Here is an 18,326-nt window from a genome sequence, read left to right as displayed (position 1 = left end):
AGGGTGAACACACAATTTGAAACAAATGTTCCACATGTTGACACCTGCTAAAACAAATGAGTAAATCGAGTCAAGTGGAGGGATTCGTGAGCAACGCCAGCCGTCTACAAGAACGGGTTGCAGAGAATTATGCCGACCTCAGCACCAAGCTGAGGGATGCGGCCGATTTTGTTGTGGCCAATCAAGTAGATGTCGCAGCGCGCTCTCTCCGCTCTGTTTCTTCTGCCAGCGGTGTATCTCCAGCAACACTTTCACGTCTGGCCCGTGTCTTGGGGTTTGACAGCTACGAAGACATGCGCGAGCTCTGCCGAGAGACCGTTGGGGGACAAACACATTCCTTTGCACAGCGTGCCGCACAGCTGACTTCGGATGCAGACGCACAGCGCACCATGCTGGAGCGCCAAGCCAGCGCCTGTATGTTCAACATCTCCAAGCTTGCAGAAGAGGTGGACAAACAGCGTCTTCAAGCAGCCGTAGACGCTCTGGATCACGCCCGCACAGTGGTTCTCTTTGGAGCATTCGGTTCCACTGGAATTGTCGAATATATGGCCTACCTGGCGAACTATTTCTCGCCAACGTGGACTTTGGCAGGGCGGATGGGCGCATCACTTGGCGCTTCTCTTACCACCTTGGGAGCAGACGACGTCCTCCTGATTGTCACCAAAGCCCCATACGCTGCGCGCGCCGTCCTCGCCGCAGAAGCAGCCCAAGACTGTGGAGCAACTGTGATCCTGATCAGCGACAGCCATGCCTGTCCTGCTATGAAATACGCAAATTTCCCCTTTATAGTTCCGTCAGAAAGTCCACAGTTCTTCTCGTCCTACGCAGCGACTTTGGTTTTGATGGAAACCATGATCGCAATGTTGGTTGCACAGTCCGGAGAGACCGCCAGCCAACGCATCAGAGACGTTGAAACACGCAATGAACGCCTCGGAGACTTCTGGGCGGGATAGCCACAGACGACATAACTTCAAACTATCATCAACTAGGGAGCCTAAGATGATTTCTAAACTGAAACTGGCCGGAGCCGCAATTATCGCCTCCATGAGCTTTACTGCAGGTGCCTCTGCACAGGAATTCATTTCCATCGGCACCGGCGGCGTGACCGGCGTATACTACCCAACCGGTGGCGCGATCTGCCGCCTGGTCAACAAAGGCCGCAAAGAGCACGGCATCCGTTGTGCTGTGGAGTCCACTGGTGGGTCCGTCTACAACATCAACACCATCAAAGCGGGTGAGCTGGAGTTCGGCGTTGCACAGTCTGACTGGCAGTATCACGCTTACAACGGCACATCTAAATTCGCAGACAACCCGTTCCCAGACGTACGCGCGGTCTTCTCTGTACACCCAGAGCCTTTCACTGTCATCGCACGCTCTGACGTCGACGTGAACAGCTTCGCCGACCTGAAAGGCAAACGCGTCAACGTTGGCAACCCAGGTTCCGGCCTTCGCGCAACCACCGAAGTTGTGATGGAAGCCTATGGCATGACCATGGACGATTTCGCTCTGGCAACCGAATATAAAGGTTCCGAGATGGCCAAGCAGCTCTGCGACGGCAACATCGACGTGATGATCTACACCATCGGTCACCCTGCTGCGGCCATCAAAGAAGCGACTACAACCTGTGATGCGAAACTGGTGAACATCACCGGTCCAGAAATTGACAAACTGGTTGAAGAAAATGCCTTCTACCGTGTCGCAACCGTTCCTGGCGGCATGTACAAAGGCACCGACGAAGACACCACAACCTTTGGTGTGGGCGCAACCTTCGTGACCTCCGCTGCGATCTCTGATGATGTTGTCTATGTTGTTGCAAAATCCGTCATGGAAAACATCGAAGACTTCCGCAAACTGCACCCTGCATTTGCAAACCTTGACCCTGCTGAAATGATCAAGGACGGCCTGAGCGCACCTCTGCACCCAGGTGCTGAGAAAGCCTACATGGAACTCGGCCTGAAATAAGCCTTCCAGCGAAAAACTAAAAACTGCGAATGCGCCCCAGATATGAGGGCGCATTCGTTGCATAGGATCCACGGGGACAAAAATGACTCAAGATCATCTCACGGACGGCGCAGCCTCAGCAGATGCCATGGTCGCAGAAGTCGACACCGGCGCGCGCAATGCCACCGGATTTCAAGGCAAGCTGATCATTGCGATTTGTATCATCTGGTCGCTCTTCCAGCTCTATATCGCCTCAAAATTGCCGGGCATGATGGCACAGCTGACGGGCATTTCGGACTTTGCCAACGTTGTCAGTCAGGCACGTTATATCCATTTGGCCTTTGCCATGGCTTTGGCGATTTTCGCCTTCCCAATGTTTCGCTCCTCCCCGCGTGACCGCATTCCACTTTATGATTGGGTACTCTTGATCCTGGGTGTCAGCGCGTCGCTCTATCTGGTCTTTTTCCGGTATCAGATTGCAGATCGCCCTGGCCTGTGGACCACGACAGACATCACCATGTCCGCAATTGGCATGGTTGTCCTGATGATCTGCGTGTACCGCGCCCTTGGCCTGCCACTGGTTATTATTGCTAGTGCTTTTGTTGCCTTTGCCTTCTTCGGCGGCAATTCCGAATGGGTGCGCGAAATCACCAACTATGGTGGGGCCTCCCTCTCCAAAGCACTGGGGCATTACTGGATGCAGACCGAAGGCGTCTTTGGCGTCGCGTTGGGCGTATCCACCTCCATGATCTTTCTTTTCGTGCTCTTCGGCGCTCTGCTTGATCGCGCGGGCGGTGGCAACTGGTTCATCAAGGTGGCGATTGCCCTGCTAGGCGCCCTTCGTGGTGGGCCGGCGAAAGCCTCCGTTCTCAGCTCCATGATGACGGGCATGATCTCCGGGAGCTCGATCGCAAACACGGTGACCACCGGTACCTTCACCATTCCACTGATGAAGCGCATCGGCTTCCCTGCGGAAAAAGCGGGCGCAGTCGAAGTGGCCTCCTCCACCAACGGACAGCTCACCCCGCCTGTGATGGGGGCTGCAGCCTTCCTCATGGTGGAATATGTCAACATTCCCTACATCGACGTGGTCAAACACGCCTTCTTGCCTGCCGTGATTTCCTACATTGCGCTGCTCTACATTGTGCATCTGGAAGCCCTGAAGATGCAGATGCAGGGTCTCAAAAAAGCCGGGCGTCACATTGGCCCCATCATGATTCTCGTGCTGTTTCTCACGGGTTTCATCGGCCTCGGCGCACTTACATTCCTGATGATTGGCATTCGCAGCATGCTGGAGCCGATGGTCGGTGACAGCATCTATATTGCCGTAGCCTTGGTGGCTCTGATGTATGTTGGGCTGCTGTATCTGGCATCCAAATATCCAGATATCGCAATGGACGATCCGAATGCACCACTGGAAGCGCCACGACTGACACCGACATTGCTGGGCGGCGCTTACTATGCTCTGCCAATCTTCATTCTCGTCTGGAACCTGATGGTGAAGACAGAGGAACTGGATCGCCTGTCTCCTGCACTCTCAGCCTTCTGGGCAACAGTCTTTATGATCATCGTCGCGGTTACACATCGGCCAATCAAAGCCTTCTTCCGCGGTGAAACAGCTCTAAACACGGCGTTTGCCCGAGGGTGGGAAGACTTTGTGCAGGGTCTGATCATGGGCGCGCGCAACATGATCGGCATTGGCGTCGCCACAGGTGCGGCGGGCATCATTGTGGGCACCATCAGCCTCACCGGTGCACATCAGGTGATTGGGCAGGTGATTGAAGTGATCTCTGGCGGCAATCTGATCATCCTGCTGTTGCTCGTCGCTGTGCTCAGCCTGATTCTTGGCATGGGCCTTCCAACAACGGCAAACTACATCGTGGTCAGCTCCCTGATGGCCCCTGTCATCGTGGGTGTTGGTGCGCAAGCCGGACTGGTCGTGCCGCTGATCGCCGTGCACATGTTTGTCTTCTATTTCGGCATTCTTGCCGATGATACTCCGCCGGTGGGTTTGGCAGCCTACGCAGCGGCAGCAATCTCGCGTGGCGATCCGATCAAAACCGGTGTGCAGGGCTTTGCCTATGACATCCGCACCGCGCTGTTGCCCTTCATGTTCATCTTCAACACTGACTTGCTGTTGATTGATGTGGGCTTTGGCAAAGCCGTATTGGTGTTCTTCATCGCCCTTATCGCGATGTTGATATTTGCGGCAGCCACGCAAGGCTACTTCATCGCCAAGTCCCGCAAATGGGAAAGCGCCGCGTTGCTCTTTATCGCCTTCATCCTGTTCCGCCCTGATTTCTTCCTGGATCAAGTATCCGAAAAATATCAGACCGTGACAGGCGCAGATGCAGTGCAAATTGTGGGAGAACAGCCAGAAGGAGCCTTGGTCCGTTTCCGCGTGGAAGGGCCAGACTTTGACACGGGTGAGAACCGCAAAACGACCGTCACAATGGTCTACCCCGGTGGCGATCCGGAGGCGGCGATGTCTGACAACGGTCTCACCGTGTTTGCGGAAGACGGCAAGCTGGTTCTGGAAGAGCCTTTCCCGGGCACGCCTTACTTTGGTCAGTTGGGAACCGAGTATGACTACTACGGCGACACCCCTGTGGTGATCTCCCAAGTCGAGGTGGAAAACGAGCGCATGCCGAAAGAGCTGTTCTTCATTCCCGCCCTTTTGCTGTTGGCCGGGTTGATGCTCATTCAGCGCCGCCGCGCCACTCAGCCAGCATTCTGAGGAGATAGGAACATGTTTAAAACACTCCTACTGACAGTTGATGTGAATGACCTCAAAGGCTCTGAAAAGCCTGCAGAGGCGGCACGTCACATGGCGTTAGACTATGGCGCAGAACTGCATGTGATGAACGTTGTTCCTGACTATGGCATGTCCATTGTGGGGGCCTATTTCAGCAAAGATCACAACAAAGCCATTCTCAAAGAGGCGAAGGCTGCTTTGGAAAGCTGGGCACAGCAAACGCTCAAAGATGTGCCTGATCTGCGTCTGCATGTAGATCAGGGCACAGTGTATGATCTGGTCTTGAAAGAAGCAGAAGCGGTGAAAGCGGATGCCATCATTGTTGGTGCGCATAAATCGCAACTCAAGGACTACCTGATTGGCCCCAACGCGGCGCGGATATCGCGTCATGCCAAACAGTCTGTTTTTGTGATCCGCTAAACACACATAAAACCAATAAGGCCCGCAGACACCTGCGGGCCTTTTGTCTTGCTGATCGGCAAATGCCCTACAAACGTGGGATCACGCTCTCCCATTCCCGGCGAAAGACCTCTTCCCCATTTTCAGCCGCCAGCAAATCTGCGGTCACGATGAAGTTCCTGCCGTCGGTGCGCATGCGAATATTGGCGTCAATCTCTACCTGCCAATCTCCGCGCTGCATCGTGCGTCTCCGCGCAGACACGCTTTCCGCCGAGCAAGGATCACCATCCACAATCGTGAAGCAATCGGTCACCGATGAGCTCATGATCAGACCAGTGGCCAGATCTTCGACTTTTCCGGTTTCTCCAAAAATCTCCATGGTGGCGGATTTGGCGCTGTGGTCTCGTACAACACGCTTACTTTCTTTCGGCTCGGTGAGCGCCCGTGTTTTTCTGGGCTCTGCAGAACGCGGCCCATCAAACACTGGAGCTGCCAAGACATCGCTCTCCCGAACTGGCAATTCCAAAACGCCGCTTTCCAAACTTAGTGTCGCCAGCTCCGCTTCTGGCCAGATGTACGGCCAGTAGCTCGACGACATCGCCACGCGCAGCTGATGCCCCTCCGGAACCCGATAGGCGCAGGAATCCAAAGTCACCTCAACATCAACTGCGGCACCAATGGGCAGATCCTCTGGTGTCTCATGCCCATTGCGGTGGCGCAGGTTCAAAACACCATGTGAGATCAATGTGCTCTTGCCATCCGGCCGGACATCGCTCAACCGCACCGCCACCTGCGCGGCAGGCTTGTCTGAAGCGAGGCTCAATCGCACGACGGGACGCCCCACAATATCTTTGGCCACTGGGAGCTTTGGCGTATCAAAACAACAAGACAGCGCATCATCCGTACGCTGATCATCCGGCAACTCTCCGGGGCCAAATCCAAACGGGAAATATTCACCTGCGCCCTCACCGCAGAACAGCGCGGGGTGAATACTACGATCACAAGTCCCGACCTCATTCTCCAAAGTGTTTTCGACAAGATGCCAGCTTTCCAATGGCGATTGCACCGCCGCCTTGTCATCCGCAATCCAACGCCCCGGGCGCTCTACGTAACTGGTTTGCGGTGGCATGCTGTCCATCACCCATCGACGCATGTCCGGAAGATGTTCCACACCATTGTCGATGCCTTTCAGCCAACGGTCCCACCAGCGCAGCATTTCCCCCAAAAAGTCGATCCGCGGCCCCGGCACGGCGAAATGCGGATATTTATGGATCCAAGGTCCGATCAAGCCCTTGACCGGCGCCTCCAGGTTCTCAACCAGATGAGAAATTGTGTTGCGATACCCGTCATGCCATCCACCAACACTCAATACCGCTGCGCTGATCGCAGAATAGTCTTCACAGACACTGCCATGGCGCCAATAATCATCCCTCAACTGATTGGTCACCCAAGTGTTTGCCAAGAAGGGCGTATTCTCCAGTCGTTGCAGCCACATCGCGCGCCAATTTTCTCCGACCACTTCAGGATCAGGCGGCAAGGCAAACCACCCAAGAACCGTCGCCGCCCAAGCCGGGTTCTCCCCCAGCATGGTCCCCCCTTTGTAGTGGATATCATCCGCGTATCGATCAACGGTCGAACAGATGCTGACCACAGCTTTAAGGGGCCCGGGCTTCAAAGCTGCAATTTGCAACCCATTGAAGCCACCCCAACTGATCCCCATCATCCCCACGTTGCCATTGCACCACTCCTGCGCGGCCAGCCACTCCACGACGGCCACGCCATCGCTTAGTTCCTGAGGAGAGTATTCATCATCAAACAGCCCCTCACTGTCACCACAGCCACGCATATCTACTCGCACGCAGACATACCCATGCCCTGCCATATATGGATGGGTCAGCGCATCCCGCTCTGCGGTGCCATCACGCTTTCGATAAGGGAGGAATTCAAGAACAGCCGGGACTGACGTATCAGTAACCGGCTTCCACATCCGTGCAGATAGGCGCGTGCCGTCCGGCATGGGAATCCAGACATGAGGTATTTCTTCTACCTCAAACGGAAATTCACGAACAATCTGCATGGTTTACCTCCTGATTAGTCTGCCAAACACTGCTCGCCTGCTTTGCCAAATGCAAGCGCACAGGATGATCCCGTCACAAGGTCACGTCTGCCAGATAGGCAGCGATTATTTCCCGCAGCGGTTCTTGCATCTCATAATCGATATTTGGCTGACAGAATTGCGACAGCAACTCTTGCCCGATTGACAGGCGGAGTGCTTTTTCGCGGCCAGCATCCGGCAGCAAACCTGCATCCGCAAACGCCTCCCAGTCTGTTTTCATCATTCCGTGGGTTCTCATGCCCACGGACACGTCCGCGCAGCGCGCTGCCTCTATCAAAAAACGCGCAATCTCATCTTCCAACCGCACGATTTTCTCCGGACCAATATACTCAGCGCAAAGCACATCACGTCCCAGTTTGAGATTTGATGGATAAAACGCCTCATATCCGAGCACCCAACGCCAGCTCAGCTGCGGCTGATCGTTGGACATTTGGGTCAACGCGCCTTGCAAGGATGCGGCCATGTCACGATCTTCCTGCGGCATGGCTTGCGGCAAGCTCACAGACGTCCATCCCTCGGTCGTGTCTGCATCGTTGTCTGTTTCAACTGAACTGACTGCGTTCAACCACTGAGCCGCGCGCTTAATGAAACGACGTCGCTGGCGCGCATCGGCGTTCAGCATCTTCTGTGAAAGCGTTTCCCCTCGCACTTGCATGGTGGCGAGCAAACCGATGTCAGGACTCGCAATAACACATTGAGCGGCTTTCAAGTCGCCCCCGTGCAAAACCGCATTCAGCGCCTCCATGGCTTTCTGGCGCCCTAAGACAGTTTCCGCCCCGCGCGCATCAAGATAGCGCGTGATCAGAAGCTTATCGCCCTCACGGTCTGCAATAAACATCTGCTGCTTTGGCTCAGCGCGTACGCAACGCCGTATCGAAACGGATGGCGTTTGGGGGTTGTGTCGCAGCAATTGCGCAACCTCTCTCTGGGCAAATCTGAGCTTTTGTTGCTGTTTCTGCGCAGACGTAAGAGCGCCCGTCAGCCCAAGGCGTTCCTGCGAAAAACCCGCCCCGTCGAAAGCCCGTAAAATTCTTTCATCCAACGCAGGATCATCAACCATCACGCAGTGATTGGAAAAATACCAATAGAGAAAGCGACCGTAGTCATGCGAACTGTTTACCGCCCGTTTCAGAGCACCTGAAAACTGATCCGGATCCACCACCGTTTCACAGACGTGATGGAAATCCGATTGCCCAAACAGCACGGCAGGTTTCCCATGCAGAAAGCCTTCCAGCGCAACAGCCGAGTTGAAACTCACCGTGGCCACACATTTTGAAAGTATATCGTGAATATTCGCATCCGTAGCCAGCAAAGGCAGCCCCTCTTGCAGGAGTTCGTGCATCAACTGCACATCTCTGAGAGGTCGGCTCTGTGGATGGGTCTTGACCACAATAGGCCGCCCCTCTGCCGCTTCCGCAACGGCCCGCAACATCTGCTCATTGCTGCAATGGGCTGTCTGCTGACGATGTGGGTTATCTCCTTGCAAGAAAACCGCAATACACTCCTGCGGCAACTCAGACACCGCTTGTTTTGGATTGTAGCGGGAGCGTCTTGGTCGCACCAAGCGATTGTACAGACCTTCAAAATTCGCGGCCGCCATGACCGGGTTCACAGGTGTTGGATCATAAACAGCATGCGCAGCCGCGCTTCTTGCCAACACCCCATTGGCATCCAAGTGATAGTAGGGCGGGATATAGGCCACAGCCGCATTCAGAGCATTGCTCTGCCTCACTACACCATTTTCAACAATGTGCAGGTTCTCAGGTTCCAGCAGCTTTGCATGGTCAATAGCCGAGCCCACTCGCAGCGCTTCATCACGACGCCGCACTTCGATCTTGCCACCTCTTTCCTGGAGCAGGTCCCGAATACGCTTAAAGAGCACGAGGTGAGGCAAGTCGGCATAGGTTTCAACGAATTTCTGGGGCACATGAAAAACAACTTTAGATGCCACGAAAAATTCCCATCGCGAATGATCAGTCAGGCATCACGCCATACTTTGGCCTCTTGAGAAGCTGGCAGCCCCCCATCATGCAACACCTTAAGCCACACAATCTCTCAAGACGTGCCTTGGTTCAATCATCATTTCCGCCACCGGGCAGCACCATATTCAGATCATAAGGCAACGTGACGGCAGGCTGCGATCCCGGAGCGGGTTGCGGCGTGAAGCTCCCGACATCCTCCACAGATTGACGTGAGAATTCCGCAAGCGTTTGTGCGACGACCGCAGCACACATTGCCCCCCCACAAGAACCGTCGCCCGCCGAAGAAAAGGCGCGCACGTCTGACATCGTCCTAGCCCCTAAGGCTGCTGCCTGACGAATTTTCGCAGCTTTGACGCCCGTGCACCGACAGACTGTGACACCATCCTTCGGCTTCAGCGCCGCATGATAGGGCGGGAAAACCTGATCTACAAAACCGTTCGCCCGACCATAAGAGGCAACCGCCAAACGTATCTCGATGGCCGCGCGATCTCGGGTGGACTTTGAAACCTTCCTGAGTTCATATGCGATGGTCAGCGCGGCGACACGCCCCGCGTCCTGTAGCGCAGGAATACCGGTCGGAACACGATCACCAGCCACCAGCCATATATTAGAGGCGACAGTACGCCCCCATGCATCCGACTTCAGATCAAAGCTCCGCTCTGTCGCGCTCCAATCTGGCGTCAGCCCGCTTGCGGAAGAAACGCTGACATCCTTCACGACGCCGTGGTGCAAAAGCACATTGGTGCAGGGCATATCTCTCAATTTTCGCCCATGTCGAAAATGTACACTCTCAACCGACCTGTCCCCCAAAAGCGAAATATCATGCGCCCCAACATATCGCGGCACACCTGCATTCCGAATTTCGATCAGCATTTGGATCATGCGGCGCGCTGGCCGATGCGCCGCAATCACGCTTCCCACATTCTTTTTCACTGCGCCCCAAAGATCAGAAGCGGTTTGCGTTTCGACCAGTGCCACCGGCGGGCATCCTAACCGCAAAAGGCTCACAGCCATAGAGTAGAGCGGTAAGCCGCTCCCAACCAAGACGGCATCCTTTGCAGCAAGCCCACCGTGCTGCATCAGCCTCAGTGCTGCTCCGATCGTCATAACACCCGGCAAAGTCCAGCCCGGCAAAGGCATCGGACGCTCCATCAATCCCGTTTCCAATAGAACATGAGCGGCACGTAGAGTCCCACGCATACCGTTTGTATCATATCCAACAAGATGGCCCGAGACAGATCGCAACTGCGCATCTGGCACCACATATACTTGCCGAGCCTGAAGACTGGCGATCGCACTCTGGTCCTGCGATGCGTCATACCGTTCTCTGTCCGCCGCAAAGGGGCTATGCAGGGCTTCGGTATAGAGCCTCTGGTTCTCCGCCAACATTGGATCAACCAACAAGGCGACGCTCAGCCCTCGCTTCACAGCTTCCAAGGCAGCGCTTTGACCCGCAGCTCCACCGCCAACAATCACGAGATCAAATTGCGTCACTTGGGTCCCCACTTTGCCCAAATGCCAGCTCAATCCGCATGCCTTCTCGCACACTCTCACAGCAGGCACGCCGTTCCACCCCATTGATCAAAACACGACAATCATAGCAGTGGCCCGTCATGCAAAACGGGGCGCGAAACTCATCACATGAAGCATTTCGGCAAAATGGGGTCACACCAAATCCCAAAAGAGCCGCCGCCAAATTGGATTTTATCTGCAGCGTCAAAGGTCTACCATTGAGGAAAACGGACACCCCATGCACTTTGGGTCTGAACTGCTCAAATCCTGACTCGTCAACCAAACTCGCACTCCACATGCGTCTACGCTTTCCTCACAGGCGCCTTATGCGATGCGAGGCAATATATTTTTAAGGGTAACGGACAAATACCAAAGTTTTTTGGCCCGTTCTTAAAACGAAATAGTTAAGAGCGATCAGTTTTTGATCCCGTTTGACCACAACCGCCATAACTTCGGTCAGATTCAACGCATTGCTCAACCTGCCAACGCCGTCGTCAAAAGCGCGTGCCAGAAATTATAAGGGGGGCACCCTGCCCCCCATTTTTCTGCCTGCCTGTCCCATGATCCCGCAGCCCCCAAAATAAAGGTGCATAGGGCGTTGGATCAACTATAGAGCCGCTGATTCGAATCAGTCAACAGAGCGATTCGGAAAACTGTCATGATCTGCTTAACAGGCGTTATCATCGCCTGAAGTTTGAATGTCTAACCATGCTCACGCAGAATGTTGCCCGCCAGATAGAGCGACCCGCAAATCAGCACACGTGCCTTAGGATCACGTTTCAGGATATCAGCCTGCGCCGCTGCCACGCTCTCAGCAACATGCGCTTCAAACCCTGCCTCTTTGGCATGGCCTGCCGTTTCTTCAGCGGTCAGCGTATTGGCCTCGCCCGGAATGGAGACGGCATGCAAACTCTCTGCCACCTCTGCAAGCGGGTTCAAATAACCTGACACATCCTTCGTGTTCAGCATCCCACAAATCAAATGTGTGGGCCGCTTCGGCATCGTGCGGATCAACGCGGCAATCGCTTCCCCTGCGGCAGGATTGTGTCCGCCATCCAGCCAAAGCTCTGCCTCTGACGCGTTTTCTACAAGCGGCCCCTGTGTAAGCCGCTGCATGCGCGCAGGCCATGTGACATCGCGCATCGCGGCTTCACAGGCCTCAGCATCGCAGCCCAGATAGCGAAGGGCTGCCAGCGCCGCGCCTGCGTTTTGAATTTGATGTGCGCCGGGCAAAGCAGGCAGCGGCAGATCCAAAAGGCCTGCCTCATCCTGAAACACCAGACGCCCATGTTCTTCGTAGACATGCCAGTGCTGCCCATAAGCCAAAACCGGTGCCCCCAAACGCGCTGCGGTGGCTTCAATCACTTCCATGGCCTCGTCTGGTTGTGGCCCAACCACAACTGGGACACCGCGCTTGATAATACCCGCCTTCTCTCCGGCGATCTTGGTCAGCGTATTGCCCAGAAACTGCTCATGATCGATGGAAATCGGCGTGATGACAGTGATCTTTGGATCTTCAATCACGTTGGTGGCATCCAGCCTGCCACCGAGTCCCACTTCAAGCAACGTAAAATCGGCCTTCACCCTGGCAAAAGCCAGCAAGGCAGCGCAGGTCGTGATTTCAAAATACGTTATATTCTCGCGCTGATTGGCTTCCCAGCATTCGTCCAACACTTCGGTCAGATAAGCCTCGTCGATCAAAGACCCGGCCAGACGGATACGCTCATGAAAGCGCGCAAGATGCGGGCTGGTATAGGCATGCACACTGTGCCCCGCCCCTTCCAAACCGGCCCGGATCATCGCCTGTGTACTGCCCTTGCCGTTTGTCCCAGCCAGATGCACCACGGCAGGCAGCTGTTCCTGCGGATTCCCAAGCGCCTTAAGCAACCGCCACATGCGATCCAGCGTCAGATCGATGATCTTCGGATGCAAAGCCAGCATGCGAGCGAGAATGGCATCTGATGTGGTGTCGACTTGGGTCATATGTGGCTCCCTTTCAGTTGGCCCGCCCTAAAACAAAGCGGGCTCCCGGTCAAACAACCAGGAGCCCACAAAGCTTTACGCCCTTAATGTCTTATGTATCCGCGTCGCCTGCGGCTTTTTCCTCTTCAGAAGCGTCATCTTCCGCGACCGGCGCAGGCAGATCACCTTTGACGGCGGGCGGCATAGACATCAGCATCCGGATAATGGTGACCAACTCTTCCTTGAGTTCGGTCCGCTTGGTTACGCGATCCAACATCCCATGATCCAGAAGATACTCCGCACGCTGGAACCCTTCGGGCAGCTGCTCACCAATGGTTTGTTGGATCACACGCGGGCCCGCAAAACAGATCAGCGCGTTTGGTTCAGAGATCTGCACATCGCCCAGCATCGCGTAAGACGCGGTCACACCACCTGTTGTTGGATGGGTCAGCACAACGATATACGGCAAGCCAGCCTCTTTCAGCATCTGCACAGCCACCGTCGTGCGCGGCATTTGCATCAGCGAGAGGATGCCTTCCTGCATGCGTGCGCCGCCAGCCGCAGAAAACAGAACCAAAGGCCGCTTCAACGCAACCGCACGTTCGGCCGCTGCGATAATCGCATTGCCGACATACATGCCCATGGAGCCCCCCATAAAAGAGAAATCCTGACAGGCTGCGACAATCGGGGTGCGCCCAATCTCACCTTCCGCCACCAACATGGCTTCTTTTTCGCTCGTTTTTTTCTGAGCCGCTTTCATGCGTTCAGGATACTTTTTCTGATCCTTAAACTGCAGTGGATCGGCCACTGGCTCGGGCACTGCAACTTCGACAAACACACCACCGTCAAACAAGGCCTCAAACCGATCCCGCGCCGTGATGGCCATGTGATGACCACACTGCGTACAGACGTTCTGATTGCCCTTCAGCTCGCGGTGAAACAGCATGGTTCCACATTCGTCACATTTGGTCCACAGGTTGTCCGGCACCTCACGGCGCGAAAAGATCGAGTTGATCCGCGGACGGACGTAATTTGTGATCCAGTTCATGTGATCAGGGTCCTCTGGCTTCCAATCAGAAGTGAAATAGGACGCTGCGTCAGGAAATGCAATCAAACAGGCGTGCATCGCGGAGGGGAAACAGAGGATTTTCCACCGTAGCAGGCTGTTGTCTCCGCATCACATAAAGTACCCCAAGGCAATGGCCGACTTTAAAGTTGTGCAACAGATGGTCTATGTCAGCACAAAAGTGCGTTTGTCTCATCGCGACCAATTAGGTAAATATTTCTAAAGCTGTGAGCGAACAATTCCGCAACCAGAAACACTAAGCAGGATAACTTGAGCGCAATGGCACTGAGCACACGCTTTTTTCAATACGCTTTGCAAACGGGAGTATCCCGGTTCTGGGCCCGCAACGCGAGAAACGCCGCGAAACAAGATCTGGCGACCTTGCGAAACCAGCGCCGCCGCGCACGCGCTCTGCGCCAACATCTCGATACCGTGATTTCGGTTGCAGAAAGCCGCTTAGCTCTTCCGATCATTGGCTCCAACGCCTTTCCAAAGCCGCATGGCACAGATTGGTCATGGCGTCCGGAACTGTGGCGCGAACCCATTCCAACCAAGGGCCGAGCGGCCGTAGAGAATAAAGAAATGCTGGGCGACGAAGTGACCTTGTTTCACGACTGCCGCATTTCCGAACTCACTCTGCGCCAATTGCGCAATCACCGTGAAAAGGATCTCGCGCCTTTTGGACTGCGCATGGATGTTTTTAGGTTTGACGGCTCCTTTCTGTCGCTCGTGGTCGACATGCCGCCAGAGGCCGTATCGGGCCTGCGTCGCGATCATGTGATACGCATGGACACGATTGTGGAAATGGAAAAACCACTCGAAATTTTTGCACGCCTGAACATACGTCATGGCCCAAACACGGAGCAAATCGTGCGCGAACTACCGCTTCAGGCCGAAGATATACGCGTCGAATTTGATCTGGCTTACTCAAATCTCAATGAAAAGCGTGTCGAGAAGATGTGGATTGATCTGATCTTCGAAGGCCCGGAGATGAACCAAATCGTGCTCCGCGATGTGACATTTTCGCGCCGGCTCCGCGCCGATTTCTGACTTTAGCCTGAAAGGGGCACACCATGAGCGCATTGACGCTGACAAAAATCCGTCTCTTCGAAGGCACGTGGGAAGGTGCCCTCACCTACACTGGTGACGCCGGCCCCACGCCTGAGGTTGAGGTAACCTATCTCGGAGAAGCCGTTGAAGGGGTCTCTGTTCAACCGGCTGAGGCCGCCAACACGTGGCAATTAAAATTTCCGATCCCCAGCGAAAGCCTGTCTGATGGGGTGCAAACCATCGTTATCACAGATCGCACCACAGGTGATCGCCTGGACGCTGTAAGCTTCATCGCGGGAGAAGCCTTAGCAGATGACCTGCGGGCGGAAATTGACTTGCTACGCGCCGAGCTCGACATGCTCAAACGTGCCTTCCGGCGCCACTGCGTTGAAACGATGTAAGCGCCTTAACGTCACAGGGTGCACATACTTGCCAGCTCTTTATGAGCATGACAGCGTTCTCCCTCCCCCCAGAAAGCCTGCAATGACACCTGAAAACCTCTTTATTAGCCAACATCATCAGCTGATTTGGGGCACGATTGTCTTGAGCGTTTGTGCGATCATTCACGTCGGTTTTTTGGCCATCATGGTGGAAGCCTTGGCAAAGATGGGCGACTGGGTCGAAAGGCGCACTCGGTTCATGCGCACCGCACTGCTGACCGGTGCAGCCTTTGCCATGATTGTGAGCTCACACACCATTCAGGTATGGCTCTGGGCCTATGTGCTCATCCACATGGGCGCTTTTGATTACCTCTATAACGCGCTGTATTTCTCATTGGTGACATACACGACAGTGGGCTACGGCGATGTTGTTTTACCTGTTGAGTTTCGGGTCTTTGGCGCCTTTGGCGGCGTGACGGGCATCCTCTGCTTTGGCATCTCAACGGCCTTTCTTGTTTCCCTGATCAGCCGATTGCTCCCGCGCTCCATTGAATAAACACGCTTTCAAAGTATCGCAGCTTGAAATCGTCCGAACGCTTCTTATCCTTTGCTCATGATGAAAATTGCTTACACCATGGCTCACCGGCGCGGTGAACTTGACTTGCTACTCTCAGAGCTGGCAGCACGGCTGGAACAACGAGATATCAAGACACGTGGTATCGTGCAGACCAACACAGGCTGCGATACTGACAAGCGCTGTGATATGGATGTGCAGGTGCTTCCAGACGGGCCTGTCATTCGCATTTCTCAAGACTTGGGCAAAGAAGCGCGCGGCTGCCGCCTTGATCCTGACGCCATGGCCACGGCCATCACAGAAGTGTCTCAGACACTCAACAAACCCTATGATGTTTTCTTGCTCAACAAGTTTGGCAAACAAGAAGCAGAAGGCCGTGGTTTCCGCGATCTCCTTGCAGAGGCACTAGACAGTGGCGCAACAGTGATTGCCGGCACCAACCCTCTCAATGCAGAGGTGTTTGAAGAGTTTGCAGGCGGTATGGCGACTCAAGTACCTGCAAATATCGATGACTTGCTCGCCTGGTACGACGCGGTCAACGCGTTCTAATTCACGTGTATCGGACCGCTATTTTTCCTCGCCGCGTGACGGACGCAGCGTGGGAACCTCACCATTATTGGTCAGCAAAATGGCAATCGGTCGTGTGGTTTGGAAGAACGACATGATTGTCATGATCCCAGAGGTGAGTATCACCGAGAGGATCGCGCCAATGAGCCCCCAGACAGCAGCCCAAGCCGCAAGAGAAATCATCACAACAACGGGGCTGAGATTCATCGAGCGCCCCATAAGGCGTGGCTCCCAGAAGTAGCCAACGCCAAACTGAGCCATACAGAGCGCCGAGAACATCAAAAACACATCAAAGTTAAGCCCCCATGCCCCTATAGCAAACAACATGGGCAAACCCATCGCGACCCAGGATCCAACATAAGGGATGTAATTGAATATCGCCGTCACAACGGCAAAAAACGCAGCAAACTCCACACCAAAAAAGACAAAAACCGCCCAACAAAGAGCACCAAGCACAACATTGATAAATGTCTTGGTCGTGAAATACGTCCCAATCTGCTCTGTGATCAAATCGATGGTACGCCAGACCGACTTTTGCCCCTGTGGATCCGGCACGATGGCCGCCACTTTGCTGGCGATACTGTCGCGCTCAATCAAAAACAAAATCGCATACAAGAACACCAAAGCCAGATATCCGGCGGAATAACTGACGGAATTCAGGGTCAGGCGGATCAATTGCTGCAAGTCGATATTGTCAAAAATAAGCCGATCGACGGACTGCCATGTCAGTTCAAATTCAACATCAAACCGCGCGGCCACTTGAGAGACTGTTGTCGACAGGTTCGCAACGTAGTCTGGCATGGCCCTCACGACCGGATCGAGATTGCGTGCGAAGAAACTGATCAAACCTGTGAGTACGACAAACAACACAACCGTTGTCAGCGCCATGCGCAGCCATTCCGGCATAAGGGTGGAATAAAAGGGCAAACGCGACATCGCCCGCGATATGCCATCCATCAAAAATGCAAGGAGCGCGCCCAACACGATAGGAACCAGGACAGCTTGGGCCGCATTTAAAAACCACCCAATTGCGATAGTGGCGAGAATGGCGAGACTGACGGAAGCCACGCGAAGGGGCGTTTGAAACTGAGACACTTACCTGCTTTCCACGACCATTTTCACATCAACACCCTAGCGCCCGCACAGGCGCGGACAAGAACATGTCGTTATCCCATCAACCCACGACGGATCAAATTAGCGGATGCCAGAAGTAAAACGGCTAAAGTTGCCTGTTTAAAGCGCTTTTGATCAATCCGATCCGCAACACGCCCGCCAAGCCACATGCCCAGCACCGCTGGCACCACCATTGCGATGGACAAAGGCGCAGTCTGGAACGTGAACACGCCAGACGCAATATGCGCCCCAAAGAGAACAACAGCCCCAAGGCCGTAGATCACACCTTGGACACGAATTTGCTCATGTTTCTCTGTTCCCAGCGCTGTGAGATAGGTGACTGTCGGTGGTCCCCATACCCCAGACATGCCGCCAATACTGCCCGCAACCGCGCCAACGAACATCTCTCCTTTGGGCGTGGGATTCGAAATCACGATAGTACGCCCCAACAACTGCAAAAGCGAAAACAGTGCGACGGGTACACCAATCAACAGAAGCAGCGCTTCCGCAGGCAAAACCCGCACGAATTGCGCGCTGATCGTCAGTGTTATTGCCCCCGCGACGAGAAAGCGACGAAAGCGTTTGACAGATTCCAATGCCGCAGCATGCCCCTGACGCAGGGCCTGAAGACCGTTGGTCACCAATGTGGGGACAATCAAACCGGCCAAAGCCAGTTCTGGAGACACAAATGAGCTCAAACCAGAGATCAAAACCATGGGCATGCCAAAACCGACCATGCCTTTGATAACCCCGGCCAAAATCGCGACAAACCCGCATAAGGCCCATAGGGCGATCGGCAATTCCAACAAAAGCACATCCATATCTTGCTATAGACCGTAACGAATGCGACGGCAAAATTTCAGCGCGAAACATACAATCAAAACGCCACGTTATTGGGTATTTTTGTTG

At 54.5% G+C, this 18,326-nt stretch carries 16 protein-coding genes; 8 read left to right on the top strand and 8 right to left on the bottom strand.

The genetic code is table 11. The features are described 5' to 3' along the window. Positions 1–86 precede the first annotated feature (86 nt). The 4 genes from J7382_RS20210 to J7382_RS03505 all read left to right on the top strand — a co-directional run bounded on the left by J7382_RS20210 (position 87) and on the right by J7382_RS03505 (position 5,116). Entirely contained in the window at positions 87–953 is an 867-nt protein-coding gene (locus tag J7382_RS20210; RefSeq protein ID WP_209067165.1) for a MurR/RpiR family transcriptional regulator, read from the top strand. A gap of 46 nt (positions 954–999) precedes the next feature. After that, positions 1,000–1,962 (top strand): TAXI family TRAP transporter solute-binding subunit, encoded by a 963-nt coding sequence (locus J7382_RS03515; protein WP_058241138.1) that lies wholly within the window; start codon positions 1,000–1,002, stop codon positions 1,960–1,962. 82 nt (positions 1,963–2,044) lie between these two features. After that, entirely contained in the window at positions 2,045–4,678 is a 2,634-nt protein-coding gene (locus tag J7382_RS03510) for a TRAP transporter permease (protein ID WP_209067163.1), read from the top strand. Between the two features lie 12 nt (positions 4,679–4,690). After that, complete coding sequence (locus J7382_RS03505) at positions 4,691–5,116, top strand: universal stress protein (RefSeq protein WP_058241136.1); 426 nt, start codon at positions 4,691–4,693, stop codon at positions 5,114–5,116. Between the two features lie 67 nt (positions 5,117–5,183). Here the strand turns inward: J7382_RS03505 and J7382_RS03500 are convergent, their stop codons facing one another. The 6 genes from J7382_RS03500 to accD all read right to left on the bottom strand — a co-directional run bounded on the left by J7382_RS03500 (position 5,184) and on the right by accD (position 13,715). Then, a complete protein-coding gene (locus J7382_RS03500) occupies positions 5,184–7,172 on the bottom strand; it encodes a CocE/NonD family hydrolase (RefSeq protein ID WP_209067160.1) in 1,989 nt (662 codons plus the stop codon). 73 nt (positions 7,173–7,245) lie between these two features. After that, positions 7,246–9,162, bottom strand: a complete 1,917-nt coding sequence (locus J7382_RS03495) for a hypothetical protein (protein ID WP_209067157.1) — start codon at positions 9,160–9,162, stop codon at positions 7,246–7,248. A 121-nt stretch (positions 9,163–9,283) separates the two neighbouring features. Further along, positions 9,284–10,687 carry an FAD-dependent oxidoreductase gene (locus J7382_RS03490; protein ID WP_209067154.1) on the bottom strand — a complete coding sequence of 468 codons (1,404 nt, stop codon included), beginning with the start codon at positions 10,685–10,687 and terminating at the stop codon, positions 9,284–9,286. Continuing rightward, positions 10,674–11,003 (bottom strand): 2Fe-2S iron-sulfur cluster-binding protein, encoded by a 330-nt coding sequence (locus J7382_RS03485; RefSeq protein ID WP_209067152.1) that lies wholly within the window; start codon positions 11,001–11,003, stop codon positions 10,674–10,676. The genes J7382_RS03490 and J7382_RS03485 overlap by 14 nt, the downstream gene beginning before the upstream one ends. A 404-nt stretch (positions 11,004–11,407) precedes the next feature. Next, positions 11,408–12,688, bottom strand: coding sequence for a folylpolyglutamate synthase/dihydrofolate synthase family protein (locus J7382_RS03480; RefSeq protein WP_209067150.1), 1,281 nt, complete (start codon positions 12,686–12,688; stop codon positions 11,408–11,410). 91 nt (positions 12,689–12,779) lie between these two features. After that, positions 12,780–13,715, bottom strand: a complete 936-nt coding sequence (accD, locus tag J7382_RS03475; RefSeq protein ID WP_209067148.1) for an acetyl-CoA carboxylase, carboxyltransferase subunit beta — start codon at positions 13,713–13,715, stop codon at positions 12,780–12,782. 297 nt (positions 13,716–14,012) lie between these two features. Between accD and J7382_RS03470 the strand changes: the two genes are divergently transcribed. The 4 genes from J7382_RS03470 to J7382_RS03455 all read left to right on the top strand — a co-directional run bounded on the left by J7382_RS03470 (position 14,013) and on the right by J7382_RS03455 (position 16,286). Continuing rightward, positions 14,013–14,783 (top strand): DUF6478 family protein, encoded by a 771-nt coding sequence (locus J7382_RS03470; RefSeq protein ID WP_209067147.1) that lies wholly within the window; start codon positions 14,013–14,015, stop codon positions 14,781–14,783. 23 nt (positions 14,784–14,806) lie between these two features. Further along, entirely contained in the window at positions 14,807–15,184 is a 378-nt protein-coding gene (locus J7382_RS03465) for a hypothetical protein (protein WP_209067146.1), read from the top strand. Positions 15,185–15,266: 82 nt separating this feature from the next. Next, entirely contained in the window at positions 15,267–15,719 is a 453-nt protein-coding gene (locus tag J7382_RS03460) for a potassium channel family protein (RefSeq protein ID WP_058241129.1), read from the top strand. Between the two features lie 78 nt (positions 15,720–15,797). Next, positions 15,798–16,286 (top strand): DUF2478 domain-containing protein, encoded by a 489-nt coding sequence (locus tag J7382_RS03455; protein ID WP_247744791.1) that lies wholly within the window; start codon positions 15,798–15,800, stop codon positions 16,284–16,286. Between the two features lie 18 nt (positions 16,287–16,304). On the opposite strand, the gene J7382_RS03450 is transcribed toward J7382_RS03455, so the two are convergent. After that, complete coding sequence (locus tag J7382_RS03450; RefSeq protein ID WP_209067145.1) at positions 16,305–17,399, bottom strand: AI-2E family transporter; 1,095 nt, start codon at positions 17,397–17,399, stop codon at positions 16,305–16,307. Between the two features lie 71 nt (positions 17,400–17,470). Continuing rightward, the gene (locus J7382_RS03445) at positions 17,471–18,238 is read right to left on the bottom strand and encodes a sulfite exporter TauE/SafE family protein (protein ID WP_209067144.1); all 768 of its coding nucleotides are present in this window, start codon (positions 18,236–18,238) and stop codon (positions 17,471–17,473) included. Positions 18,239–18,326 lie beyond the last annotated feature (88 nt).

The organism is Shimia sp. R11_0 (assembly GCF_017744035.1).
Classification (GTDB): domain Bacteria; phylum Pseudomonadota; class Alphaproteobacteria; order Rhodobacterales; family Rhodobacteraceae; genus Shimia; species Shimia marina.
This window is presented reverse-complemented; position numbering and strand designations above follow the sequence as displayed.

Bases quoted from the DNA above. Each gene is read 5' to 3' on its own strand.
- J7382_RS03460 (WP_058241129.1), top strand. From the start codon at position 15,267: ATGACACCTGAAAACCTCTTTATTAGCCAACATCATCAGCTGATTTGG.
- J7382_RS03480 (WP_209067150.1), bottom strand. From the start codon at position 12,688: ATGACCCAAGTCGACACCACATCAGATGCCATTCTCGCTCGCATGCTG.
- J7382_RS03505 (WP_058241136.1), top strand. From the start codon at position 4,691: ATGTTTAAAACACTCCTACTGACAGTTGATGTGAATGACCTCAAAGGC.
- J7382_RS03515 (WP_058241138.1), top strand. From the start codon at position 1,000: ATGATTTCTAAACTGAAACTGGCCGGAGCCGCAATTATCGCCTCCATG.
- J7382_RS03510 (WP_209067163.1), top strand. From the start codon at position 2,045: ATGACTCAAGATCATCTCACGGACGGCGCAGCCTCAGCAGATGCCATG.
- J7382_RS03455 (WP_247744791.1), top strand. From the start codon at position 15,798: ATGGCTCACCGGCGCGGTGAACTTGACTTGCTACTCTCAGAGCTGGCA.
- J7382_RS03500 (WP_209067160.1), bottom strand. From the start codon at position 7,172: ATGCAGATTGTTCGTGAATTTCCGTTTGAGGTAGAAGAAATACCTCAT.
- J7382_RS03470 (WP_209067147.1), top strand. From the start codon at position 14,013: ATGGCACTGAGCACACGCTTTTTTCAATACGCTTTGCAAACGGGAGTA.
- J7382_RS03485 (WP_209067152.1), bottom strand. From the start codon at position 11,003: ATGTGGAGTGCGAGTTTGGTTGACGAGTCAGGATTTGAGCAGTTCAGA.
- J7382_RS03445 (WP_209067144.1), bottom strand. From the start codon at position 18,238: ATGGATGTGCTTTTGTTGGAATTGCCGATCGCCCTATGGGCCTTATGC.
- J7382_RS03465 (WP_209067146.1), top strand. From the start codon at position 14,807: ATGAGCGCATTGACGCTGACAAAAATCCGTCTCTTCGAAGGCACGTGG.
- accD (WP_209067148.1), bottom strand. From the start codon at position 13,715: ATGAACTGGATCACAAATTACGTCCGTCCGCGGATCAACTCGATCTTT.